General features: G+C 54.9%; 24 protein-coding genes and 1 pseudogene. 6 read left to right on the top strand and 19 right to left on the bottom strand.

The features are described from left to right. Positions 1–18: 18 nt before the first annotated feature. The 4 genes and pseudogenes from ACFO1S_RS06465 to xylA all read right to left on the bottom strand — a co-directional run bounded on the left by ACFO1S_RS06465 (position 19) and on the right by xylA (position 5,107). Positions 19–1,311 carry an ABC transporter permease gene (locus ACFO1S_RS06465; protein WP_204605384.1) on the bottom strand — a complete coding sequence of 431 codons (1,293 nt, stop codon included), beginning with the start codon at positions 1,309–1,311 and terminating at the stop codon, positions 19–21. Continuing rightward, a pseudogene (locus ACFO1S_RS06470) lies at positions 1,308–2,057 on the bottom strand (ABC transporter ATP-binding protein); the annotation flags it as partial. The gene ACFO1S_RS06465 and the pseudogene ACFO1S_RS06470, both read right to left, overlap by 4 nt. 228 nt (positions 2,058–2,285) lie before the next feature. Continuing rightward, positions 2,286–3,782, bottom strand: a complete 1,497-nt coding sequence (gene xylB, locus ACFO1S_RS06475; RefSeq protein ID WP_204605382.1) for a xylulokinase — start codon at positions 3,780–3,782, stop codon at positions 2,286–2,288. Positions 3,783–3,793: 11 nt separating this feature from the next. Next, entirely contained in the window at positions 3,794–5,107 is a 1,314-nt protein-coding gene (gene xylA / locus ACFO1S_RS06480) for a xylose isomerase (RefSeq protein ID WP_204605381.1), read from the bottom strand. 174 nt (positions 5,108–5,281) lie between these two features. Here xylA and ACFO1S_RS06485 point away from each other — a divergent pair, with 174 nt between their 5' ends. From ACFO1S_RS06485 to ACFO1S_RS06495, 3 genes are all read left to right on the top strand, one after another. Continuing rightward, the gene (locus tag ACFO1S_RS06485; protein ID WP_204605380.1) at positions 5,282–6,442 is read left to right on the top strand and encodes an ROK family protein; all 1,161 of its coding nucleotides are present in this window, start codon (positions 5,282–5,284) and stop codon (positions 6,440–6,442) included. 128 nt (positions 6,443–6,570) lie between these two features. Further along, the gene (locus tag ACFO1S_RS06490; protein WP_204605379.1) at positions 6,571–6,897 is read left to right on the top strand and encodes an ArsR/SmtB family transcription factor; all 327 of its coding nucleotides are present in this window, start codon (positions 6,571–6,573) and stop codon (positions 6,895–6,897) included. Then, positions 6,894–10,223 (top strand): DEAD/DEAH box helicase, encoded by a 3,330-nt coding sequence (locus ACFO1S_RS06495; protein WP_204605378.1) that lies wholly within the window; start codon positions 6,894–6,896, stop codon positions 10,221–10,223. Before ACFO1S_RS06490 ends, ACFO1S_RS06495 begins: the two co-directional genes overlap by 4 nt. Before the next feature lie 59 nt (positions 10,224–10,282). Here the strand turns inward: ACFO1S_RS06495 and ACFO1S_RS06500 are convergent, their stop codons facing one another. Then, positions 10,283–10,534: a hypothetical protein gene (locus ACFO1S_RS06500; RefSeq protein ID WP_204605377.1), complete on the bottom strand. Its 252-nt coding sequence runs from the start codon at positions 10,532–10,534 to the stop codon at positions 10,283–10,285. Positions 10,535–10,743: 209 nt separating this feature from the next. On the opposite strand from ACFO1S_RS06500, the gene ACFO1S_RS06505 reads away from it, so the two are divergent. From ACFO1S_RS06505 to ACFO1S_RS06515, 3 genes are read left to right on the top strand one after another with little or no spacing between them, the layout of a single operon-like run. Continuing rightward, entirely contained in the window at positions 10,744–11,199 is a 456-nt protein-coding gene (locus ACFO1S_RS06505; RefSeq protein ID WP_204605376.1) for an Lrp/AsnC family transcriptional regulator, read from the top strand. 3 nt (positions 11,200–11,202) lie between these two features. Next, complete coding sequence (locus ACFO1S_RS06510; RefSeq protein ID WP_204605375.1) at positions 11,203–11,805, top strand: chromate transporter; 603 nt, start codon at positions 11,203–11,205, stop codon at positions 11,803–11,805. Beyond that, entirely contained in the window at positions 11,802–12,341 is a 540-nt protein-coding gene (locus tag ACFO1S_RS06515; RefSeq protein ID WP_204605374.1) for a chromate transporter, read from the top strand. Before ACFO1S_RS06510 ends, ACFO1S_RS06515 begins: the two co-directional genes overlap by 4 nt. Here ACFO1S_RS06515 and ACFO1S_RS06520 read toward each other — a convergent pair. From ACFO1S_RS06520 to ACFO1S_RS06585, 14 genes are all read right to left on the bottom strand, one after another. Next, positions 12,338–13,081, bottom strand: coding sequence for a GGDEF domain-containing protein (locus ACFO1S_RS06520; protein WP_378126448.1), 744 nt, complete (start codon positions 13,079–13,081; stop codon positions 12,338–12,340). The genes ACFO1S_RS06515 and ACFO1S_RS06520 overlap by 4 nt on opposite strands. Before the next feature lie 69 nt (positions 13,082–13,150). Then, positions 13,151–13,309, bottom strand: a complete 159-nt coding sequence (locus ACFO1S_RS06525) for a hypothetical protein (protein WP_378126450.1) — start codon at positions 13,307–13,309, stop codon at positions 13,151–13,153. Between the two features lie 22 nt (positions 13,310–13,331). Then, positions 13,332–14,141, bottom strand: coding sequence for an alpha/beta fold hydrolase (locus ACFO1S_RS06530; protein WP_378126461.1), 810 nt, complete (start codon positions 14,139–14,141; stop codon positions 13,332–13,334). A 94-nt stretch (positions 14,142–14,235) separates the two neighbouring features. After that, entirely contained in the window at positions 14,236–14,793 is a 558-nt protein-coding gene (locus ACFO1S_RS06535; protein WP_204605373.1) for an RNA polymerase sigma factor, read from the bottom strand. Between the two features lie 98 nt (positions 14,794–14,891). Continuing rightward, on the bottom strand, positions 14,892–15,569 hold the full coding sequence (locus tag ACFO1S_RS06540) for a TIGR00266 family protein (protein WP_204605372.1): 678 nt from the start codon (positions 15,567–15,569) through the stop codon (positions 14,892–14,894). Between the two features lie 14 nt (positions 15,570–15,583). After that, on the bottom strand, positions 15,584–16,189 hold the full coding sequence (locus ACFO1S_RS06545; protein ID WP_204605371.1) for a hypothetical protein: 606 nt from the start codon (positions 16,187–16,189) through the stop codon (positions 15,584–15,586). A 604-nt stretch (positions 16,190–16,793) separates the two neighbouring features. After that, a complete protein-coding gene (locus tag ACFO1S_RS06550) occupies positions 16,794–17,894 on the bottom strand; it encodes a toxic anion resistance protein (protein ID WP_204605370.1) in 1,101 nt (366 codons plus the stop codon). 19 nt (positions 17,895–17,913) lie between these two features. Then, entirely contained in the window at positions 17,914–18,633 is a 720-nt protein-coding gene (locus ACFO1S_RS06555) for a DUF456 domain-containing protein (protein WP_204605369.1), read from the bottom strand. A 94-nt stretch (positions 18,634–18,727) separates the two neighbouring features. After that, on the bottom strand, positions 18,728–19,768 hold the full coding sequence (locus ACFO1S_RS06560; protein WP_204605368.1) for an ATP-grasp domain-containing protein: 1,041 nt from the start codon (positions 19,766–19,768) through the stop codon (positions 18,728–18,730). Beyond that, complete coding sequence (locus tag ACFO1S_RS06565; RefSeq protein WP_204605367.1) at positions 19,768–20,574, bottom strand: HAD family hydrolase; 807 nt, start codon at positions 20,572–20,574, stop codon at positions 19,768–19,770. Before ACFO1S_RS06565 ends, ACFO1S_RS06560 begins: the two co-directional genes overlap by 1 nt. Before the next feature lie 2 nt (positions 20,575–20,576). Next, entirely contained in the window at positions 20,577–21,710 is a 1,134-nt protein-coding gene (locus tag ACFO1S_RS06570) for a cysteine protease StiP family protein (protein ID WP_204605366.1), read from the bottom strand. A gap of 19 nt (positions 21,711–21,729) precedes the next feature. Next, a complete protein-coding gene (locus tag ACFO1S_RS06575) occupies positions 21,730–23,124 on the bottom strand; it encodes a phosphoribosyltransferase family protein (RefSeq protein ID WP_378126453.1) in 1,395 nt (464 codons plus the stop codon). After that, positions 23,063–24,271: an HpcH/HpaI aldolase/citrate lyase family protein gene (locus tag ACFO1S_RS06580; RefSeq protein ID WP_204605364.1), complete on the bottom strand. Its 1,209-nt coding sequence runs from the start codon at positions 24,269–24,271 to the stop codon at positions 23,063–23,065. Before ACFO1S_RS06580 ends, ACFO1S_RS06575 begins: the two co-directional genes overlap by 62 nt. 119 nt (positions 24,272–24,390) lie before the next feature. Beyond that, complete coding sequence (locus tag ACFO1S_RS06585; RefSeq protein ID WP_204605363.1) at positions 24,391–25,194, bottom strand: TerC family protein; 804 nt, start codon at positions 25,192–25,194, stop codon at positions 24,391–24,393. Positions 25,195–25,206: the final 12 nt, after the last annotated feature.

Here is a 25,206-nt window from a genome sequence, read left to right on the forward strand (position 1 = left end):
ATGGCCTATAATTTATTCTTATTCTTGGCGGAAAATATTAATAGCAGTAAAGATGTCATTCACGAGTCGAAGCCAGAAATACCCGGCGATCGGCGCGATCGCGACGGCTAGCCATCCCGCTCCTCCGTTGGCCAGTCCGATCTTCACGCCTATGACAAGCGCCCATACGGTCATCGTCGGTAATGTGCCCCAGACTCTCGCCTTGTTCGCTGCTTGCTCAAGCAGCTCTATGCGCCATTTGAACAAGGCGATGTACGGCTCGCTTAACCAGTTCAACCACTGCCTGTGCAGCATTAGCATGACAAGCAGGGGCATGGCAAACCAGACCAAGACTGCCAGCAATGTCGGGGGCAAGCTTACCGCTGCTATTCCTATACCTGTGAAATTAAGCATTGGGTAGTATAGGTCACTATGCCTCAAAGCTGATTTAAACCAACTATCGAGCAGCCTGCTTGTGTCATCCCGGTGCTTCAGAAGCTGTTGGGATCGTGGGAAAAGCATAGGCCTTCGCAACATCGGAGTAGGCTTCTTGTCCAATGCATCCTTCAGAATCCACTTCGTTTTAGTGGCATAGAGAGCATTCTCCGTGGTAATTTCGTGCAGGAATGTGCCTTGCATCCGCTGGCGTAACCACGTCAGCCAAGCTGCAACGGCTAACATCGGTATAATCTCCAGGGCAAGAACGGCTGTGCTTTCTTTCCCATATCCCGCAAGCAGGACAAAAACAGTAATAAATATAAGGGAACTTAAGATCAGAGCCAACGATCTTCTCCAGCCTTGCAGCAATTGCGATAATCGATCTCTAAGCAATATCCACGCGTAACCGGATATCGAAGAATATATAATCAGAATAACCATGTAACTGCTTGTCAGCCCGAATATTTGCAGCATAAGGGGTGCCGCGATTGCAACGAACAGGGAGGAGACCGACAGACGCATTAAATATCCGTATATAAATCCGCTTAAGATCTTGCCCTTTAACCACCTTGTCTGGCGATGAAGAAACAATCCGTCTCCGGGTTCCGCGAAAGTCCTATACTTTCCGAAGAGTTGAAGGAGCGCCAGAAATATATAGATCAGAATAAGAATGCTTCTATCCAGACCTTCCGGAGGATCGCGCAACAGATCCCGATACATCCCGCCGAAGATGAACAAGCCGGGAAGCAAAACGTACAGCCATGTTGTCCAGTCCATGACCGTCCGCCAAATTTTCCAGTCGGCTTTCCAATTGGCCCGCATTCGCTCAAGGAACAAGGGAATCGGATGATAGCGGTTAGGACGAAACTCGTCCGTCATCGGTCCGGGCATCATAACTGCGCCTCATCGAGATAAGTAAGCTTGTGGAAACAATCGAACAATCCCGCTTCCGCCCCGCATCCCGCGATAGACCTAATATCCTCTAAGGTTCCGGAAGCAGCAACGCCTCCATTGTGAACCAGCACGAATCGATCGCACAGACGTTCCGCCGAATCCAGCACGTGTGTCGTCATCAACACGGCCGCTCCGCGACCGCGCTCCTCGTCCAGAGCGCCGATCAATTCAAGCACCGCTCCGGGGTCAAGCCCGATGAAGGGCTCGTCTACCAGGTAGAGCTCCGGCTTGAGCAGGAATCCGACGATCAGCATCGTTTTCTGCTGCATCCCTTTAGAAAATTTGATCGGGTAATGATGCCGAAAGCCGTCCAAGCGAAAACGCCGAAGCAGCTTGTCCGCCCGTTCGCGGAACTCCTCCTCCGGCAAACCGATGGACGCGGCGGCGAGAACAAGATGCTCCCACAGCGTCATCCGCTCGTACAAAATCGGTTGCTCCGGAATATAGGCGATCCGCGCGGTAAGCTCGGTTCCCTCGCTGGCCTTCTTCCTACCGGCCTGTTCAACCTCTTTCCAGAAAATGCCGGCCTTCCAGTGGGGAAGCTGTCCGAGCAGCCCCTTCATCAGGGTGCTTTTGCCCGCTCCGTTCGGTCCCAGCAAGCCGACCCTCTCTCCGGGCCGGATACTCAGGACGGCATCCCTTATAATCGGTTCTCCGGCTTCGTAGCCCGCCTCATCGATCTCCGCCCGCAACAAGGTAAATTCGTTTGTCATGCTTGCATCCTCCCTATTATCGTCGCAGAAATCCTTCACAGTTATCTCTATGTATCTTACGAATGGCTTAGCTTCGAGGTTTCCTTCTATGCGGCAACATGTAAAAAAGAGCCTTCTCCCGTTTACCGGCCGGGAATTGCGAAGGCTCTTCTCAGGAAAAGGGAGGCACCCGTTTCCTAAGCTATATTTTATCTGATAAGACTAGTTTCGAAAAGCATATAAAGAATGGTTAATTCCCGCCGTCTGCCCGTAGACCTGGCGATAGACCCCGAACAGCTCCGCATAACGGGAACTCGTCTTCTCATCTGGCCGATAAACTCGATTATGCTTGACGAATACCTCCCCGCAGGCGTCAAGCGTCGGGAACCATCCGCAGCCCACCGCAGCCAGCATTGCCGCGCCGAGGCCGGGGCCTTGCTCGTTCTCTAGCGCAACGACGTCGGCTTTGAAAATATCCGCCTGCATTTGCAGCCATAGCGGATTTTTGGCACCGCCGCCGATGGAGACGATCTTGTCCACCGTCTTGCCCGCCGCACGGAAGAGCTCGATGGATTCGTTCAGGGAAAAGGTAATGCCCTCCATGACCGCTCTCGCGAAATGCCCGCGGGTGTGGCTGCCGTCGATGCCGATGAAGCTGCCGCGAATTTGAGCATCCGCGTGCGGTGTCCGCTCGCCAACGATGTACGGAGAGAACAGCAAGCCGTTCGAGCCGGCCGGAATGCCGTCGACCCCGGCAAGCATCGCGTCGTAGGACTCGCCTTTGGCGAACGTATTGCGGAACCAGCTAAGCGAGTAGCCCGCCGCAAGGGTAACTCCCATCGCGTAGAAGGCGTTCTCCTTGCCGTGGTTGAAGAAGTGCACCTTCCCGCGATAATCGGCGGATGCATCCTGCTCGTAGGTCAAGACAACCCCGGAGGTACCGATGCTGCACAGGGTCAAGCCCGGAGACAGAATGCCTGCGCCGATCGCGCCGCAGGCATTGTCAGCACCGCCGGCGAACACCTTGGTGCTCTGGGCTAGCCCCGTCGAGAGAGCCGCGTCTGCACTCAGCGTGCCCACGCAAGCGCCGGCTTCCACCAGAGGCGGACAGAACGCATGCGGAATGCCGAATGCTTCCAGCACCTCAGTGCTCCAGCCTCTGCGCGCAACATCCAGCATAAGCGTTCCGGCGGCATCCGACAGATCCATGTGCAGCTCGCCTGTAAGGCGCAGCCTTACATAATCCTTGGGCAGCACGAACCGGCTTGCTTGCGCGTAAGCCTCCGGCTCCTGCCGCTTCACCCACAAGATTTTCGGCAGCGTAAAGCCTTCAAGCGCCGGGTTGCGGGTGACGTTCAGCAGCGCGTCTCCCAGCGTGCGCTCAATCTCCCGGCATTGCTCGGTCGTTCGCGTATCGTTCCACAGAATCGCCCTGCGTACGGGCTTGTTCCGCTCATCCAGCAGCACGAGCCCGTGCATCTGCCCCGAGAAGCTAAGGCCCTCGATATCGGCCGGTGCGACGCCGGAGCTTGCGATTAAATCTCCAAGCGCTCCGATCGTTCCGGCCACCCAATCCTCGGGCTCCTGCTCGCTCCAGCCCGCCTTGTCGTGGTGAAGCGGGTATTCGCGGGTCGCTTCCGCATGCACGGCGCCGTCCCGTCCGACGAGCAGCGTCTTAACGGCGCTCGTTCCCAGATCGATGCCAATCACGTATTTCATGGAAGCTCTCCTTATACGCTGAAGATCACGTCGTTTAGTGTAGCCTTAAGCTGCTCAAGACGCGCGGACTCGTTGCGAATAGGCTTCGCTTGCAGCGCATAAGCCTCCAGCGACTTCAGCGTGGCTTTGCCGGATACGATCTCCGCGCCGATGCCCTCGCTGAAGCTGCTGTAGCGCTTCGCGATGACGTCGTCGAGCACACGGTCCTCGATCAGCTTCGCCGCCGCTTTCAAGCCGCGCGCGTAAGTGTCCATTCCGGCGATATGGGCGAAGAACAAGTCCTCGTCCTCGAAGGAAGAGCGGCGCACCTTGGCGTCGAAGTTTACGCCGCCGCGTCCGAGACCGTCGTTCTTGAGAATCTCGTACATCGCCAGCGTCGTGGCCACCAGATCGGTCGGGAACTCGTCTGTGTCCCAGCCGAGCAGCATGTCGCCCTGGTTCGCGTCGATGGAGCCGAGCATGCCGTTGATGCGAGCCGTGTGCAGCTCGTGCTCGAACGTGTGGCCCGCAAGCGTCGCATGGTTCGCTTCAATGTTCAGCTTGAAGACATCCTTCAGGCCGTAGTTTTGCAGGAAGGCGATTGCGGTAGCGGAGTCAAAATCATATTGGTGCTTGGACGGCTCTTTCGGCTTAGGCTCGATCAGGAATTGGGCATCGAAGCCGATTTCCTTCGCGTAGTCGACCGCCATATGCAGGAAGCGCGCCAGATTGTCCAGCTCCAGCTTCATGTCGGTGTTCAGCAGCGATTCGTAGCCTTCGCGGCCGCCCCAGAACACATAGTTCTCGGCTCCGAGCTCTTTGCCCACTTCCAATCCCTTCTTCAAGGTTGCCGCAGCATATGCGAACACCTCGGCGTTATTCGTCGTGCTTGCGCCGTGCACATAACGAGGATTCGTGAACAGGTTAACCGTGTTCCACAGCAGCTTCTTGCCCGTGGACTTCTGATAGTCCTTCAGCATCGCTACGATGACGTCAAGATTTTTGTTCGTTTCGGCAAGCGTCGCGCCTTCGGGAGCGATATCTGCATCGTGGAATGCGTAGAAAGGAACGTTCAGCTTCTCCAGCAGCTCGAAGTTCGCTTCCACGCGCGCTTTGGACCGATCCAGCGGCGAGAGGGAGTCCCAGCTGCGGACAGCCGTGCCTGCGCCGAACGGATCGCCGCCATTAGCGTTAAATGTATGCCAGTATGCGACCGCAAACCGGAGATGCTCCTCCATCGTTTTGCCGAATACGACCTCTTGCGGATTGTAGTGCTTGAATGCGAACGGATTCTTCGAACCGCGGCCTTCATACTGAATCTTAGGAACGTTGACAAATTTACTCATGTTAAATATGCCTCCTTGTAAGCGATCACAATATTATGAACTGATCTCAGCATATCATGCGCCAACTTAGTTTGTCTATTGGATAAACTAAGTTTTTATCATTCGATTGTGGTATGCTAGAGAAGCTGCCGCAGTTGCTGCGGACATGACCCAGAAGGAGCCGTTTCTCCCGTTATGACCACACCTACGGGCGATCAAGCCCTGATCAAAAGAATCAACACAGCCATCGTGCTGGATGCCATATTGCGGGGCGCTCCGCTCTCCCGCGCGCAAATCTCCGAGCAGTCGGGCCTGAATAAAGCAACCGTGTCCAGCCTAGTGCAAGGACTTATCGACGGCTCGCTGGTCAGGGAGACGGGCACCGGGCAATCCAGCGGCGGGCGCAAGCCGGTCATGCTGGATTTTGTCGCGGAGGCCGGCTACGCCATCGGAGTCGATCTCGGCGTTAACTATATTCGCGGCGTGCTGACCGATCTGCGCGGGAAAGTCGTTGCCGAGCGCACCTCCTCGCTTCGTCATTCCGAGCCGGGAGAGGCTGTCGAGCAGCTGGGCGCTTGCATCGAAGCGCTGATGGCGCAAGCTCCCCAGAGCGCCTACGGGATTGTCGGCATCGGAGTCGGCGTCCCCGGCCTTGTCGACGAGAGCGGAACGCTGCTGCTGGCCCCCAATCTGAGCTGGCGGGACGTTCCCCTCCAGCGCTTGCTGTCCGAGCGCTTCGAGCTGCCGGTTACGATTGACAACGAAGCCAATGTAGGCGCGATTGGCGAACAGAAATACGGAGCAGGACGCAGCATTCACAATCTGGTCTATGTCAGTGTCGGAATCGGCATCGGAACCGGCCTGATTCTGCACAAGACGCTGTACAAAGGCGCTTCGGGCTTTTCCGGAGAGATGGGGCACCTGTCCGTCGAGGCCCACGGCCGAAGCTGCGCATGCGGCAACCGCGGCTGCTGGGAGCTGTACGCCTCCGAGCAGGCGCTGCTGGAGCAAGCCGCTCCGCTCGGCTTCGAGGATCTGGAGGGGCTGCTTGCCTCGGCGGAAGCCGGCCAGCCGGACGTGCTCAAGCTGTTCGAGAGCATCGGAGAATATCTCGGCATCGGAATCGCCAATATCGTGAACGTATTCAATCCCGACGCCGTCGTCATCGGCAACCGCATGAGCCAGGCGCGTCCATGGTTGGAGGGCGCTCTGCGTCAAGCCGTCGTTCAGCGCGCCCTTGGCTTCCATCTGCGCAAGGTTCAGCTTCTGTTCGCCGAGCTCGGGGAACGCTCTACGATGATGGGTGCCGCCGAGATGGCGATCGCAGGCTTCTTTAACCGGGTGAAGGCGACTTGACGTCGCCTGGCTCCCCCCGCGAGATCCCTTTATCTCGTTTATTTTTTATGCTATAAATTAATATATCTTTATATACGAATCTATTAGCCTTCACGAATAGACTCCAGCGGGAAAAGAGGCCGAACACAATGAGCGACAGATTAGGCGAAATGGCGGAGCTGCTCAAGCTGTTGGGGGATCGGACGCGTCTGGCCATTCTCGGCTTGCTGCAGGAAAAGGACTTATGCGTGACCGATATCGTTGCCTTGCTCGGCACCAGCCAGCCGAATGCCAGCCAGCATTTGCGCAAGCTGAGAAGCGCGGGCTTGATCAGCGAGGTCAAGCGCGGGCAATGGGTATTCTATTCTCTTAATCTCGATGATTTTCCCAACCTCCGCATCTTTCTCTCCCAGCTTCCCGGCCGCAAGGAACGTCTGAAATCGCTGGCGAACCTGTTGGATCGAGATCAGCCATGAGCCGACCGCTAACCAAGAAAGCGATCCAAAGCCTGTGCGGCTCTTACTCTTACAGTAGAGGAGAAGCGGACTATAGAGCCGGCAAGGTCAGAATCACCGATATCGATGCCGAACGATCTGCCTATATAGCGACAGTGGGAGGAAGCTCCTCGCCCTTTCGCGTAAAGATCGATCTGGACAATGACGGAGACATTCACGCCGATTGCGAATGTCTCTCTTTGAATTTGTCCGACAAGCTGTGCCGCCATATCGCCGCGGTTCTGCTCCGCATTTACGAAATTCGCAATGAAGCCGACGCTTCCGCATATACGGGTATCGCTCAAGACGAGTCGCCGCTCGCGCTCCGCTCCAACTCACAGCCCGCAAGCTCTTCATCGCCGAGCGCCTCGTTAACCGTCGATGTGCTTGGCTTGTTCTCGTCTCCCGCTGTGCGTTCCCGACCTCGCAGCTCATCCGCTTTGCTCGACAACCGGGAAATGCTCCGGGTGGAATTCGCCTGCGTTCCTTTTCCCCATCGCAACGGAACGCTTATGTTCGGGATAGAGCTTAAGGTCGGTCTCAATCGACTGCACAGCGTGAAGCGGATTCGCGAATTCCTTGATCGGCTTAGCCGGGGAGCAAGCTGCGCCATCTCATCATCTCTGGTCTATGATCCCGCATCGCATCGCATGCAAGCCTCCGACGATTCGGTTATCGACAAGCTGATCGAGATTCATCTGAACGAGACCGCGTATCTGGCTGCCGGCAGTCTCTACTCGTCCCGTCCTTCCCTCCCTTCGGAGGAACGAATGCTTCTCATCCCCCCGGCATCATGGGAAAGCCTCGTGAAGCGACTTGCGAAAGCGCCATTGGTGCGAATGGAACATGACGGCTTCTCCGGAGAAGGCCTGCAACTATCGGAAGCGCAGCTGCCGCTGCGTTTCGATGTGGCGCAAATAGAGTCGGGCGATGCAGCTTCGGAATCCGCATTGCCGCGATACAGCTTGACGGTGCAAGGCATAGACGGCTTGAAGGTGATGGCTCTCTACGGGGCCGTTCTTTCGGAGGGAAGGTTGTTGAGCTTGCCCACGGAGCAAGCCCAACGTCTGGCGGAATTGCAGCAAATGCTGAGCAGAGCCCGCAGCAACCGAATCGAGATTGCCGAGGAGCAGCTTGAGTCGTTCCTTGAACGAGTCATTCCCGGTCTCCGGAAGCTGGGCGACGTGCATCTCTCCCCTGCCCTGTCCGAGAGGGTCGTGCGCGTCCCGCTAAAAGCGAAGCTTTATCTTGATCGCGTGAAGGATCGCTTGCTCGCGGGACTCGAATTTCATTACGGCGACGTCGTTCTTAATCCGCTTGAAGAGGACAGACCCCGCGGAGCTTATCGGATTCTCTTGAGAGATACGGACAAGGAAGCGCGTATAATCGAGCTGATGGAGCAAAGCCGGTTTCTTCGAACCGAGAGCGGGTATTTCATGGAAGACGAGGAGAGTCAATTCGACTTTCTGTACCATAGAATCCCCGAGCTGGAGAAGCTGCTGCAGGTGTATGCGACGACAGCGGTTAAAGCCAGACTGTACAAGGGGAATCCCCCGCCGAAGATCAGAATCGGCTTCGATGAGCGAACGAACTGGCTGGATTGCAAATTCGAGCTGGAGGGTGTACCCGAAGCGGAAATCCGTCAATTGATCCAGGCGCTGAGCGACAAGCGAAAATACTACAAGCTGGCAAGCGGCGCGCTCGTTCCGTTGGAGACGCCGGATTACGAGGCGATCAACCGCTTCATCGCTGTGATGAAGGTCGACAAGGGCCAAATCTCCGGGAATACGCTCCATCTGCCGGCAGTTCGCGGGCTTGGACTGTTGGAGGATGGAATCGAACATTCCGCCATTCAGCTGGAAACGTCGCTCCGCACGTTCCTGGAGAGCCTCAGCAATCCCGATACCCTAAGCTTCTCGGTGCCGGAATCACTCGCTCCCGTCCTGCGGGATTATCAGAAGCATGGCTACCAGTGGATGAAATCGCTGGCGTATTATCGGTTCGGAGGCATTCTCGCCGACGATATGGGACTTGGCAAATCGTTGCAGAGCATCGCTTTCCTTGTCTCCGTGCTTGCCGACATTCGCCGCGAACAGCTGCCCGCGCTCATCGTATGTCCCGCATCGCTTCTGTACAATTGGCGCAATGAAATAAGCAAGTTCGCCCCGGACATTCGGGTCTCGGTGGCGGACGGAAGCAAAGCCGAACGAACCCGAAGGCTTCGGCATCCGGCCGATACAGACATCTTGATTACTTCCTACCCGCTCTTGCGCAGAGACCTCGATTCGTACGCGCAGCTCAGCTTCCATACGCTTATCCTCGATGAGGCTCAGGCTTTCAAGAACGATACGACTCAGACCGCAAGGTCGGTTAAAGCCATTAAAGCCCGTCATCGGTTTGCTCTGACAGGAACGCCCATTGAGAATGCCATCGAGGAGCTCTGGTCGATCTATGACGTCGTGTTTCCGGAGCTGTTCCGGAATCGAGAGACGTTCAGCGAGCTGACTCGGGACGACGTAGCCAGGCGTGCTCGCCCCTTCCTGCTTCGACGATTGAAGGCGGACGTGCTGGCAGAGCTGCCGGAGAAGATCGAATCCGTCCAGACGTCCGCGCTGCTTCCCGAGCAGAAGAAGCTTTACCTGGCCTATCTTGCCAAGCTGCGCAAGGAGACGCTGAAGCATCTGGACGAGGAAGGCTTCGGCAAGAGCCGGATTCGAATTTTGGCCGGAATTACCCGGCTCCGCCAGCTTTGCTGCCACCCGGCCCTGTTCGTGGAAGGGTACGAGGGCCGATCGGCCAAGCTTGAGCAACTGCTGGAGCTTCTGGAGGAATGCCGCAGCGCCGGCAAGCGGGTGCTTGTCTTCTCGCAATTCACAGGAATGCTGGACCTCATCCGCAGGGAGCTTGGAAGCTCCGAAGTGCCGTGCTTCTATCTGGACGGTCAGACGCCTGCATCGGAGCGCGTCGAATTGTGCCAACGCTTCAACGAGGGCGAAAGAGACCTGTTTCTAATCTCGCTCAAAGCCGGAGGAACCGGTCTCAACCTGACCGGAGCCGATACCGTCATCCTATACGATCTGTGGTGGAATCCCGCAGTGGAACAGCAAGCCGCCGATAGGGCGCATCGGATGGGGCAGAAGAACGTCGTTCAGGTGCTTCGTCTGATCGCACAGGATACCGTCGAGGAGAAAATCTACGCGCTGCAGCAGCGAAAAAAGAATCTGATCGACGAGGTCGTTCATTCGGAAGGCACAGAAGGAAGGGCGACGATGACGGAACAAGAAGTTCGGGATATACTGTTGCTCTGAACGCATATACGAAGAAGCCGACTCTCTGCCGAGTTCGGCTTCTTCTCATGCCGGCTTACTTACTGCGGGGCGCTGAGTTCATGGAGTCTGTCGATCGCAGACTCATTGTCTGATTCATCAATAACCGAAGCCGCATGGTTGTTGGCCAGATTGATGAGTACAATCTTATTCTCATAAGGCGCCAGGTCCAACGGCTGCTTGGGCCAATGTCCCACTGCATCGCTCTCTTTGGAGAACTCCATTTCCCGAATCGAATTGATCTCTTGTCCGATGAATTTTCCCTTTTTTACGATTCCGATATAAAGCTCCATCGAGCGTTCCCCCTTCGACATTAGTCCACTTTAGAATACCGATGGAGCAGAGAATCCATACAGGTCTTTTGAGGAAACTCATGGAGAACGGCTGCAAGGAAGAATTGAAATTGAAAATAAAATACGTTATATTCTTACATATTGAAAATAAATCATTAATATAACTTTCCTTTTGAATTAAAATAACATTTTCCCTTAAGGAGGAACCTATGACACACGCCGTAGACGACATTGATCGCCAGATTGTTAAAGCCTTGAACGCCAACGGTCGGATCTCCTATACCGATCTGGCCAAAGAAATCGGCCTTTCGCGCGTAGCGATCCAGGCCCGAGTGAACGCCCTGCTGGAGGAAGGCGTCATCGAGCGCTTCACCGCCGTTATTAATCCCGAGAAGCTGGGCATTGCCGTGTCGGCCTTCTTTAACGTGGAGGTTGAGCCGAAGCGTCTTCAGAGCATTGCCGATACGCTCGCGGAAGAAGCCGCCGTGACCAGCCTCTACCACATGACCGGCCCAAGCAAGCTGCATATGCACGGTTTGTTTACGAATCATAAGGAAATGGAAATCTTCTTGAACGAGAAGCTATACAAGCTTCCGGGGGTCGTCAGCGTGGATTGTCAGGTTCTGATCAATCGTTATAAGAGTCGAATGGGAATGAGGTTATAAAGGATGGATTCCGCAATCAAAAGGGGAAGCTACGGACAATTGACGTGGGCGATGCTGAAGACGGGCATTCTAGGCTACGGCGGCGGGCCGTCGGTCATTCCGCTCATCCGCTATGAAGCGGTTAACCACTATCGCTGGATGGATGATGACGAATTCGGAGAAGTGCTGGCGATCGCCAACGCGCTGCCCGGACCGATTGCCACGAAGATGGCCGCTTATCTCGGCTATCGGGAGAAGGGCGCTTCAGGAGCGATTCTCTCGGTGCTCGCGCATATTCTTCCCTCTTCCATCGCGATTCTCGCGCTGCTGGCCTTCGTTGATGCGCTAAGCAGCTCCCCCGTCGTTCAAGGAATGATCGTTGCCGTGATGCCTGTCATTGCCGTCATGCTCGGGGTGATGGCATACGAGTTCGTGAAGAAGGCCTACCAAGGCCTCGGCAAATTCATGGTCGTCGTTTTCTGCGCCGTTTCCTTCGCGCTTCTTCAGCTCGTCCCCGTTCATCCGGCAATCGTCATTGTGCTTTTTCTGGCTTACGGCGCATTTCATTATCGTATCGTCGATCGTGTCAGGACGAACCGCAAGAGAAATGAAGGCGGTGTCTCATGAACGATCTGTTCGATCTGCTCTGGGGCTTCTTCCTCTCGAATCTGCTCGGATACGGCGGGGGCCCTGCATCCATCCCGCTGATGTATCAGGAGATTGTCACTCATTACGGCTGGATGACGGACCACGAATTTTCCAATGTCCTCGCATTGGCTAACACGTTGCCCGGACCGATCGCCACTAAATTCGCCGCGTTCGTCGGCTACGACGTGTCCGGGATCGCCGGGGCTATCGTCGCTCTCGCCGCGACCATCCTGCCTTCGGCCGCCGCCCTGATCGTCTTGCTGCGTTTGATGCAGCGGCATCGGCAATCCAAGGTGGTTAAGGGGATGACCTTGCTCGTGCAGCCGGTCATTGCCGTCATGATGCTTGTGCTCACTTGGCAGATGGGAAGAACCTCCATGAACTCCTTGGGGGTCTGGCAGGCTCTAATCATTGCCGCCGTGGCCCTGTGGGCTATGGAGAAACGTAAAATCCATCCCGCTCTCGTTATTCTGGCTGCTTTTGTGTACGGAGGCGTAGTCGTTCCTTATCTTTAGCCTTCCGCGTGCGTGACCCGGTTTCTGCCGCCGCTCTTGGAGGCGTATAGCGCCTGATCCGCATTCTGAATCATCGATTCGGAAGTATCCCCTTCCCGGATTGTCGCGACTCCGAGACTGATCGTTACCTGACACTCGCCCCAGTCCATTTGCTCGATGGTACGGCGATAACGCTCGGCCGCGAGCCCCGAACCGGTCCGGTCGGCATCCGGGAGAATGACGGCGAACTCTTCTCCTCCATACCGGGCCACGACATCGATTTCTCTCGACTGCTCCTGGATCGCCCTGGCCAGCTTTTTAAGAATTTCATCTCCGACCGGATGTCCGAAGGTATCGTTGATCCGCTTGAAGTAATCGATGTCCAGCATCACCAGCGAGAACGGAATTTGCAGCCTGTCGAACGCGGCAATGCTTGCCGCCAGACTTTCCTGAAACGATCTGCGATTTCCGACGCCGGTCAGCCCGTCCGTATAGGCTTGCGACTCCAGCGCCAGATTAAGCTCGATCAGCTTCTCCTGCTTGCCGGCAAGCTCTTCGTGCAAAGCCTTTAACGCTTCGTGCGCCAAATCCTTTGCCTTGTTTAGCTCCTCCAGCTTTTTTCTGGCATTCAGCATTTCCTTCTCGTACTCGATTCTCTTGCTCATTTCAATGAAGATGCAATCGATGAACGTTTCCTTGCCGCGCTTCTTGCGAACCCCGTTCAGCAGCACAGGCAGCTCGCGTCCGTTCTTCGCCTTCAAGGTCAAATAAATCTCGTAGATTTGACCGTTAAGCTGAATGAAAGGGTAGAAATAGGAATGGAAAAAAAGCTAGTTGGAAATCGTCATGAGCATCTCGACATGCTGACCAAGCACTTCCTCCCTTTCGTACTCCAAAGAATCCAGCAGCGTCTGGTTGACCTCCGCGATAACGCCTGTATTCCATAGACTAAGATACCCGCAAGGCGCATAATTCAACTGTTCATCCATATCTCGTATTCCTTTCAAGAGGCTAACTCAGCGTTGAGGATAAATATTGCTTGATCAAATGCGTTGTTTCTTCGGGATGGCTAAGATGCGGATAATGGCCCTTCGCCTGCATCTGCCTGAGGGTGCTGTTCCGAAGATGAGCATGGAGATAATCCCCCACCTGGAGAGGGGCGATTACATCGTCCATGCATTGCAGAATCAGCGAAGGAACGGTCACTTTGTCCAGCTCGTCGCGGCAATCCGAGTGGAAGGTCACCTCCGCGAACTGGCGGGCGATTTGCGGGTCCCTGGAACGGAAGCTTTGCTCCAGCTCGTCCGACAGCTCGCGCCGCTCCGGATTGTTCATGACGAGCGGAGCCAGGTAGCTGGCCCATCCCATGTAGTTCATCTCCATCATCGACAGCAGCCCTTCAATATCCTTGCGGTCGAATCCGCCAAAGTAATCGGGTGGCAAGTTCATATAGCACGGTGAGGGCCCGAGCATGATCAAACTGCCGAAATAACTCGGCTGAACGATCGAAGCCAGAGCGCCGATCATGCCGCTGACCGAATGGCCCACGAATATCGCGTCTTGGAGGCCCAGATCCTCTGCGATATCCAGAACGTCCTGGGCATAGCCGTTCAGACTGTCATATCTCCCGGAGTCGTAAGCGCTCCAATCGGATTCCCCCGAACCGACATAGTCGAACAGGACAACGCGGTAATCCTCCTCGAACTGCGGAGACACATAGCGCCACATCTCCTGATCGCAGCCGAAGCCATGCCCAAAGACGAGCGGTCGATCGCCTTTTCCCAACACTTTAACATTGTTACGGATCTGCACGCTGGTCATGATCTTGTTCACCTCTTGTTGAATTGGCACTCTCCATGAGAAAATCGCACGATAAATAGAGAAAGCCGTGAATCCCGGTCCTTCCCCCCGGAGTTCACGGCCAGTCGTTCTTCGCTTTATCCAAATGCTTCTTGAGCAGGTCTCTGCCACGCTTCAGACGGGATTTGACCGTGTTCATTTTGACATGGTTGAATTCCACGATTTCCTCCATCGACATATCGAGCACATACCGCTGATAGACCATCAGACGATAAGCCTTGGGCAGCTTCTCGATCGCCAGCAGCAGGTGCTCGGAGGCCTCCTTACGAATCAGCGCATCCTCCGGCCGATTCGCCTCGGCAGCCTGATCCTCCCAGCCTTCATGCTTCATCATCGGATGATTCAGCGTCAGCTTTGTTTTTCGCTTGCGCAGCATGTCGATGCAGATGTTCTTGGTTGTGGTGAAAATCAACGAAGATATCGAACCTGCCGGATCCAGCCGCTCGTAATTCACGTACAGCTTCAAGAAGGTCTCCTGAACGGCCTCTTCCGTATCTGTCGTGCTTCGTAAAATTTTCCAGGCAAAGCTGAATATTTTATCCTTGTAATGCTCGAATATTTGCTCATAGGATACAACGGGCAATCCTCTTCCGACGGCAGGCTGCATATCCATAGGCTCGCACCTCTTCTCTGTAAACCTCGATTACCCCTATTATAGCATTCGAGAGCCGGTCTGCTTGAAATTCACAGAAAATTCGCAATGCCTATTCCCTAACGCCCGGGCAGAAATTTCTTGATCCAGTTGCCGAAGCCCGAAGGGTTGCGGCTCTGAATGAGTACGATCCCCTCGCCGCGGAATCGACATACGAGCCCTTCGCCGCTTGTCACGCTGGAAAACCAGCCCTTCGAGGCTTTCTCTATCGAATAGTGCACGTAATCCGGCCAAGCGACCAGATGGCCGTTATCGATAATTCTTTCCTCGCCCGGCTCCAGGTTGATCGCATGGATCGCCCCGTAGGACGACAGGAACACGGTGCCCGACCCGCTGATCTCAATAATGAAGAAGCCTTCCCCCGAGAGCAGTCCCCGGCTGAGGTTCTGCATCTTCGTATTCACTTGAATGCCGCTTGAGCCCGCGAGAAATCCGTCCTTCTGTACGAACAGCCGATAGGAGCCGTCCAGCTCGATCGCCTGAATGTCGCCGATGGACGACGGCGCCAGCAGCACCTCTCCTCCGCCCCGATTAGCCGAAAGCTCCTGGAAGAAGAAGGTCTCTCCGCTCAGCATTCTTCCCAGACCGGCCATAATGCCGCCGTCCGCCGTGCCTTTGACGTCAATGGCCGGGGACATGGACACCATCGCTCCAGACTCGGCCTTGATGGCTTCGCCGGACTGTAAATGAACCTTAAGCATGGCAAAGGCTCCCGAGTACAGCACTTCGTATTTCATATTCCGATTCCTCCCTAGAAACGGCGACGGTCCGAAGGACGATCCTTGAAATCGTTGCCCGAATCTCTCAATTGACTGATTCTTCCGGCCGCATCCTTATAGATTCGCGCAATCTCCTGAACCTTGTCGAACTCTTCGTCCCCAGGGCCCAGATTTTCGTAGAACATTTTTTGCAGGAGGGAATTAAACAATTGCTGCCTTCCTTCGATGCCTTGCAGCTCCTGGTTCAGTATCTCCTCGAACGAATTTCCCCGAATCCAGTCTTCAAGCTCGTCCGTTCCTCCTGAATCCAAATCTATATCGATATCGATATCGATATCGGATCGACCGCCACCTGCGCGTTCATGGTGAATCTCCCGGTCTCCGGATACGTCTACTGACGTTCTAAGCCTCGATAGCATAATTCGTTCCTTGGCCAGCAAGACCTGGAACGGCTTGTTCGCAAGAAGATCGGCGATGACAAGCCGGCACATATCGGGATTGCCCAGCAGATTCCCGTCATAGGGGTGCAGAACCCATTGATCCTCTTTATGGAATAAATTAAATTCGAACCAGGCTCCGCCGTAATTGAACTGGATATTGATCGTGGACGAATCCAAGATTTCAAAGGTAAAATCCAAGCTGTCTCCTCCCGACTCTTGATGTCGCTATGAATATATTACCAAATGGAGAAGCGTTTGAACATCTGTGTTGGAGGGAATATCCGCAATCATTGTTCGACCAATTCCGCGATCGACTCCGCCTTCTCGCTGCTCGCCACGATGATGAGAACCAGAGCTATCAATCCGATGATGATCCCGCCCAAAGCCATATCCGTCTTCACCCTCTCTATGAGATCGATAGGTTTCGATATCATAGTCTATAGAGCGATGAGGAAGATTATGACGGGTAAAGCCGCCGTCTTGACCTTGTTTCGTGTATCCGGGAATCTACGAGCCCCAGCAAGCAAAAACGCCTTCGGCGTCCTCCGACAGCCGGAGAAGATTTGCGGAGACGATTCAGAGAAGGATAAGCGTGAAACTTATAAAGCCTGTATCGTCAAGTAAAAACGGCTTCGCCGTCCTTGGTACGGCGGCAGACGTTTTGTATCGAGCTATCAGATGGGATAAGGAGTCCTAAACCTTATACTTTCTGATGGTATAAAAAGATAAAGCTGTCCCTTCATAGTCGTTATAACTACATTCGGGACAGCTTCATAGTCTTTCTTTGTGCGATATTCCGGGCTTAATCCAGAAGGCTGGTGATCGAAGGCGCCTGAACGGCATTTTGCGCCGGCGCGGCGCTGGCTCCGGGCTGTAGACCGAGGCGCTGCCCCATCTGCTTGTTGATCTCCTGCAAGCGGCTTGTCTGCTCCGTTGCCGATGCGATAATCGTGCGATTGGACTCCTCGCAGCGCGTAATGGCGGAAGTGAGATCGTTCATCGCCTGATTGATCTGCTCCATCGACATCGACGATTTGGTCATCGCCTGGGTCGTCTTCTGCGTCGTTTCATTGAGCATCCGAGCATTCTCGGCGAACTGCTTCCCGAGCATCTCGTTCGTCGCATTCACGGCATCGATGACCTTTACTTGATCTTCGAGCGCCGTTGCGATCATTGCCGACACGGTAATAAGATGCTGCGTCTTGTCGATGGTGGCGTCCACGGAATCGATCAGCTTGTCATTGTTGTCGTTGATAATATCGGAGCCGGCGATCGCCTGCTGGTAGAGCATGATCATCTCGGTCAGCGCCTGAATGCGCGTAACGACCTTGCGCAGCCCTCGCTCCAGCTGAGGTCTTCTGTTCTCGTTCTCCGGCTTGGCCATCTCTTGCTCGAACAGCGTTTTCAGCTGGTTGCCGAGCTCGATCCGCTGCTGCACGTTGTACATCTCCTGAATACACATCTGCTTCAGGTTGCGCATGTGCACGACGTTCTCTTCCAGCGTGTCCTTGCCGTTGCGCAAGGAGGAAATAATGGCCTGAACGTTCGTCCGTACGGATTGGTACTTCATAATGTAATTCTTCATCGGCGTCTTGCGAAGAATTCTCTGCATGAGCGACAGGTCCTTGCTCCGGTTCAGATCGTCGACCTCGTTGCGCAGCTTGAGGATGTTGCCCGCGATCTCCGAGCGCTTCCCGCTGAGAAGATCGTTAAGCGGTCTTTCCAGCAGCGTCAGATTCGCTCCGGCTTTCTCCATCGTCTTCTGGCCCATACGGCCGATTTCGTCCATCAGAGAGTCCAATTGCGAAGCATCCGTACTCGATATCCGCTGAATGGTCGCCTGGGCTTCTTGTTGCACTCTTGCCGAATCCGAATCTTTAAGCATAATGGCTTGCATGCTCATACGTGAATCCTCCCGTCGATTAGTTGCCAGCGCCATAGCGCTGATGGATAAGCTCGGCCTTATTTTTCAGTTCCATAAGGTCCTTCTGCTCGATAAAGCCGGTATACGTCGTAATCTGGTTGTCGATATCGCGAAGGCTGTTCAGCAGCAGCCTGCGGTTCTGCCGCTTCGCCTCTCCGCTCAGATGCAGGAATGGAGTAATCGCGCCATTCAGATCCTTAAGGACCAGTCTCTGAATCTTATGATTGATTTCGCCGTTGTTGAAGGCGACGAGCTGTGGAATGATGCGGTTGAGCCTGACGAGCACCGATAGCGTGCGCTGGACGATCTCGTTGTCGAGATTGTCCTTCTCGCCCTCCAGCAGCACCATATCCTCAATCGTTCCGATATACTCCATAATGGAATCCCATTCCGGCCCTAGCTCCGGCGCCTTCGTCTCTGACGCGGACGGCCTCACAGTCTCCGCAGATCCGCGAGAACGATTGCCCGCAGCTTGCGGGGCGGCTTGAAGCTCCTGCTGCTGAGCTTGGGTCGCAGCCGCAAGCGCGGCAGCGTTGGCAGCGTCTCTCTCCGCGGCCAGCCTGGCCACCTTCAGCTCCGCTTGGCGAATGACGGATGCGAGCATCGTTCCCAGCACGGGAAAGATCAATGCCACGGGAACGGGAATAAAATATGACGAGATCAAGCCGGCCAAATAACCGACGATTACGGAGGCAAGCCCCCATTTTGAACGAAGCAAGTTATGCGACCTCCTGTCCATCCAAATCAAAGCTCATGGGACGCGAAGTCCTGGGCAAGCTTTAATTTTAGTTTAGGGTTTTCGGCAGCTCTCGTCAATTTTTTATGGGAAGTTCCTCATGATCCTTCATTAAAACCGGCCATTCGAGGTAGCTTGCGCGAATTCCCAGACGCGGGACCACAGGCTCGACAGGCTGTCCGAGAAGCGCTTTGACTGCAAGATAAGGAACGTTCACCCCGGTCAGGCAAGCGAGATACAGGCCGCCCGACATCCTCGGGTTGATCTCCAGAAGCTTCGGGACGCCTTTATTGTATTTGACCTGGATGTTGAAGGCGAACGGAATACGGCAATACTCTGCCGTTCTTCGCGCAATCTCGGCCAGCTCCGGCTTATCGTCCATCACATAGATTCGTCCCGAGGATTTGCGCCTCGGAATGGCCGCGATCAGCTGCCCCTGAGCATCCGAAATACAATCGATGCTGTATTCGTCCTCCTCCAGGAGCTCCATCACCATCAGCTTAGGAAAACGTTCAACCGTCGAAAGCGCAGCGTAAGCCTGTTCGAAGGAAATCGACAGTCCGACCCAGCCGTACAAGCTTTGCAGAGGATCGATGGCATTGTCGATAATACGGAAGCCCATACCCCCTTCGGCATTCGTCGGCTTGAAGCACACTCTGTGGCCGTTGCGCTCAAGCCTCTCGCAAGCCGCCTCGAATTGCTCCGCCGTCTCTGCGACGTAGTACTCCGGCAGGGGAACGACGCCGGTGTCCGCCATCGCCTCATAGAAGCGATCCTTGTCCATCATTCTCTCCAGCAGTTCCGTATCCCTGCATACCATCACCTTCGTGCCGATCTCGTCGAAGCGATGAATTTCCTTCGCGATATCCAGCATATTTAAGCGCGGAACGAAGACGTCGATGCGATGGCGACGGCAGAAATCAACGGCGAAATCGACATACTCCTTGCCCTTGACCGCCGGCTCCCGCTCGGTTACCTCGCAGGCTTGCAGGGAGATGTGCCCCGGATCGGAATGGGTTCCGTAGAAGGTAAATTGTTGTCCGTCCGGATTATCGCGAATCATATTCATATAGTGGTAAACCGTGGAGAACCAGCGGTTGAAATAAATGTTCGTCATTACGCGCTCCTCATCTCCAAACGGCTCGTCAACGCTTCCAGAATATCCTCGGAGGCTTCTATGCCCGAATGACGGGCGAAGCGGATTGCGCTGTGTCTTCCGCCATACTTCCGGAATAGCTCGCCATGAGCGGGAGCCATCGCTTGCTCGGCGATGAGCAGCATGCTCTCGTCGAGCAAGCTGTCCCCTGCGGCGAAAATCTCGCGAGCTCCCGCCAGCTCCTTCACATAGCGAACGGCTGCGCCCTTGTTCACGGAATTCGGAACCAGGTAAACCTTCCGGCCCTGCAGCGAGCAGCCCCAGCCGCTGCCGGCGAGCCGGCTCGCGAGCTCCTCCATCCAACCTGATGGAATCAGGTCTCTGTGTACGACGATCGAATAGAACAGCTCGTCCCAGTACCGTTCCTTGATAATCCAATCGGCATGGACAAGCTGATCGAAGCGCCCTTTGATCTCTGCTGCGGAGGCGGCTTCCCTGCGCACCGCCTCCCGCACCAGCGCATCCCATTCCAGATCTGCCCGGCCGTCGATCAGCACCTTGCCGCCGTTGCTGACGATCGCGTAACGGCTGCGTATTCCATCCGACAGTCCGTGTATGCGTTCGAACTGCTCCACGGTTCTCGTCGTCGTCGGAACAAAGTGCAGGCTTTGGCTAAGCCTCTGCAGCAGCCCAAACGCCCTGCTTGTCATATAGGAGAGCGGCGCGCCTTCGTAATACTCGACGGTTACCAATGTTCCCTCGTCGCATTCGCCTCTTGAATTGCGGGAATAGATAAGCGTCTGGTCCAAATCGCATGCAAAGATCAAGCTTAATCCTCCCTAAGCGGCTTAATGATGCCGCAGCACGAATAAGTCAAATCGGGATATTTCTCCACGGGAACGCCTCTGTCCGCAGCCAACAGCAGAATCGGGGCGAGATTCGGATTATCCGGATCGTCGACGAGTATTTTCCAGGGAATCCGCCGCAGCAGCACGCGGGTCGTCTCGCCCACGCCCGGCTTCACGAGATTGATGTCGCCGATGCCGAAGTCTCTCTGGATGTTGCGAATATCCCGTTCCCCCTGCCAGGTGACTTGATCGTCCGTCCGCGACAGCAGCTCTTCGGCTTGCTTTACGGCCTGCTGCCTGACGCTCGAAAAATGCCGCTCGATGGCCTCCACGTAAGCGTTCGATAGATCGTCCTCCGCCAGATTGCGATAATACTTCGCTCCGTGGTAATCATCGGGACCGATAAGATCGTCGCGCAGCACGGTTCTGCTGACGAGACCGGACACCGTCGAATTCAGGCACGCGCTCGGGATCAGGAAATCCTCCCGCGTGCCGTAAGTCGCCGAGCAGCAGCCCGGGTCTGCGAGAACGGCGAGATCGTCGTTCAGCTGAACGCCGTATTTCTCCGCAAAGTCTCGGCAGGCTTGTACCAGCACCTTGCGGATCGCGCCTTTGCCGGTCCATCCGTCGATGAATTGAATTTCATCCCCCGGATGGTTTCTCAATATATATTTAAGGGCGTTCTCGTCAATGCCTTTGCCCCGGATAATCGAGATGCTGTAGTGGGGCAGGGCTACCTTGTAGTAGGCTTGAATGTAGCGTTTGATCAGTACGCCGATCGGCGTTCCTGCCCGGGCCAACGACACAAGGACGGTCGAAGTCCCGCGCTTGGCCACGATTTGCTCGGATACGACCGCAACCGCCTCCGCGACCTTGGCTGCCGTCGTCTGCAAGGTCTCCTGGTAGAGGCGAATATACGAATCGGTGGGCCGATATTCAATCGGCAGCATTTCTGAATAGTGCGTTCCGGATTGAATCGCTTCTTCCCGGTCCTCCGTGCCTCGTTCCAATTCAATATCGCTTAGATCCTTTAATAGAAACACGACATCTTCCTGCTTGTAACTGCCCATGGTAGCCGGCAATGCCAGATTGCCTTCGAATACGGATGCCCTCATGCTTGAACCCTCCATGCTCTCACTTGCCGAAGAAAACCAAATGCACGACCGGAATGCCGATGCGCGCGAGCGCCCGTTCGAAGGACTCCCCTTGCTTCGGATCATACTGCCGCTCCACAAATACGAAAGCTTCATCGTATTGGCCCGGCGCGACGTTATAGATAAAGTTAGGCACCTCTTCCCCATCCGGAGCATCGAAGCGATAGGCGGAGGATACCGCGTATCCTTCCTTGCGCATCGGATGAATGGGACTTCTTGTCGTCGATTGGCTATAGGTGCCGCTTCCCATCAGCTGCGCGATTCGCATGGGAATGTACATGAACTCGCCGGTGCCCAGACATAGCACACGCTGTCCCGTTCTCCGGGAAGACAAGTATTCGGCCGCCTTGGCGATTTCCTTCCCGAGAGAGGCTTCATCCGAGACGTTCATGCCGAATCTCCCGGAATGCTTCAGATAAGCCGCCGGGCGCTCCTTGCTCTCCCGGTGCTCCTCTGCCGTCTCGATTGGCTCGTGTTCGAACATCCCGGAAACATCATGCCGTTGGAATACTATTGAGCTGTCCTCTCGCACAGCCTCGCCTTCTCCATCCGCTTCAAGAGGACTTCCTTGGACGGAGATCGCTCCTTCTACAAGAGCCAGGCTGCGAATCTGAACGCCAAGCGTGCGCGACAGCTCGGAGAAGCGCTCGCGGTCCGCCTCGGAACGCCAGTCCAGCAGACTTGCCACGACGAAGTCGCGATGCCCGAACTGCTCGTGCAGCTCCCGAATGATATTCAGCGCCGTCTTGCCCGTTGTAATCTCGTCATCCACGAGCACGATGCGCGAAGGCTTGCTGAAGAAATTCCGGTCCCGCGCATAGCAGCGATGCGCCACGGCGTGAGAGTGCTCTTCATCGAAGTTGATCGAGGAGACTCGAGAAGTAATGCTCTCGCGCGTCGTATGCAGGAACTCCGCCTGCCCCGTGAAGACATCGAACATGCTGTGCCCGAGCGCTGTGGCCGTCTCGGCGAACCCGATAAACAAGGTGGGCTCGTCAAGATGGATCTTGTTCGATATGGCCTTCCTGTAAAGCTGATCGGCGTTGTCCCGGTTGCCGAACGCGTCGGACAGGATATCGGCGGCAAGCGTCGAGGAGCGACCCAATATTCGTTCCTCGTACAAGCAGCCGAGCATCGCTCCCGAGCCTAACGACAACGACGGAACTACAGGAATGTGCTTCCCCAGCAGCTTGCTGACGAAGAGAAAGCCGCGTTTCTTATTAATCCGCGCCGCCATTTCGAACAAGCTGTCCAGCCGCAAGCCGTAAGGATTGGCGTTCACCCTTACCTCGACCTCCAGCCCATCGACAATGCTATACAAGCGCTCCCTCTCGCTGAGCGTCGGCGAGAAGGCATGTGAAGTTATGTTTTTCATGCAACACCCCAAAAATCTTTGATCGGTTCATAATTCTTCTGGACCAGTTCAAGTGCGGCTTGATCTCGTTCATCTTGTTCGCATACTCGCTTCTCATCACGCCGAGCTCGCCTTGATTGTTGGCAATGATGCTGGCGGCGTCGATATACTCCTCATGAGTTACGACGTACATAGACTGTACCGGCTGGAGATGGGACGGATGAATGATCGTCTTGCCGATAATGCCGTTCTCCTTGTCGTAAGCTACCTCGCGTATGAGTCCGTCCACGTACCGATTCAGATAGGACATGCGCAGCCTCAAGCCATCCTTGCCCATCATTTCTTGAAAAGGCGTCATCCTGAGCTGCGGCTTCAGTACCCGATCGCTCTTAAAATACTCCCAGACTGGACCCGAGACGACAAAGCCGTTGTCTTCCCTGCCGAACAGGTTCAGTATATCCGTTACGCAATCCCGTATGACTCCAATGTCGTAGATCGTCATATCAGGATTCCGTCTAAGACCGAAAATGCTGGAAAAATCCGTTGCTCCGATCCGAACGTTAAGCACATAGCTCTTGTATTGAGTCAGGAGCGCATGAATATTCTGCAAAGCCGACCATCGGCTTTCACGATAGATAACATCCGGCGTTTCCAGAATCGGCATGCCATAGAGCTTCGGGGCTCCCTCGGCCTTTCCGCGATTGAACTGCTCAAGAAGCTGGAAGTACGCCTCCCCCTCCGGCGCGGTAAACTTGGGGAAAGCAAAGCCCGTTACAAGCTCAAGCCGATCCTCCAGCAGCAGAAGCAGCTTACGTAGCTGAGCCGCCGATCTTACGCGGATAAAAATCAGCGGAAGCTCCTTGTGCTGCAGCCGTCCGCAATCCAGATCATTCTGCAGCTTGTCCAAAGTAGCGCGAAGATTGTTCTCCGCAGCATACAGCTGGTTGTCTCCGACTGCGTCCTCGAGATCGATGACGAGCGAGACAAGCCCCTTAATCTTCCGATTTACAATGTCCTCGGCGATCGTCGGTCTAGTAGCCGGCATATAGAGCGCGGCTCCGACTGCATAAGCAAGCAATTCCTTGTCGTCGCGGTTGCTGAACTCCGACGGACGATGATGGAAAATATCGCTTTCTTGCTCCGGGGTTAGATAGTCAAAATACCGCAATAATCTCACCCTCCTTCTTGCTCATGCCAGTGCTGGCCACTACGAAAATAGTTCTAAAAAATATCCCCCACGTAAAATGAGGGATATTTCAACGATATACAGCTTCTTATGCCATCCGATCAGGATTGCGAGGAGGACTTTGCCTGTGCTTTTTTGCGAACGGAGCTTAGAATCATCGTGCCGACGAAAATAGCAATCAGGACGGAAAAGAATACCGCATGAGAGACATGGAAGCCGAATGCTCCGGCGATCATTTTCGCACCGATTACGACAATTAGGATAAACGCAGCTTTCTCAAGCTCGGGAAACTTCTCGATCAATCTCAGGAAAACCTGCGCGACTCCGCGCATCATGAGCACGCCGAGAATACCGCCGAGGAACAGCACCCATACTTCTTCGCTTACGCCGAAAGCGGCGAGCACGCTATCGATACTGAACGCAATATCCATCATCTCGACGGCAAGCACCGTACGCCAGAAGCCCATTCCCTTGTTTTCGATCTCGTCGTCTTCCTCTTTCGCTTTCCTGCGAATGTAAGGAATGAGCGGAATTCCGCCGACTCGAGCCAGCGCGAATTCGAGATCGAATAGATTACTTAGCGCAATCCAGAGCAGATAAAGCCCTCCGGCCACCTTGATCCAAGTAATCTTGACGAGATAGGTTCCGATACCGATTGCAAGGAACCGGAAGACATACGCTCCGATAATTCCGTAGAACAATGCCTTCTTCTGCTGTTCCTTCGGAAGATGCCGCACCATGACCGCCAGCACCAGTGCATTGTCTGCGGACAATAGTCCCTCAAGCACGATCAGGGTTCCGATAATCCCCCAGGTTGAAGGCTGCGACAGCACCTCTCCGATGTGCGCCCAGTTAAAGAAACTGCCAAAATTGTCAATAAAGCTTTGAAAAAATTCCGCCATCATGGCCCCCCTGCC

It is taken from the genome of Cohnella boryungensis (assembly GCF_042651945.1).
GTDB lineage: Bacteria > Bacillota > Bacilli > Paenibacillales > Paenibacillaceae > Cohnella > Cohnella boryungensis.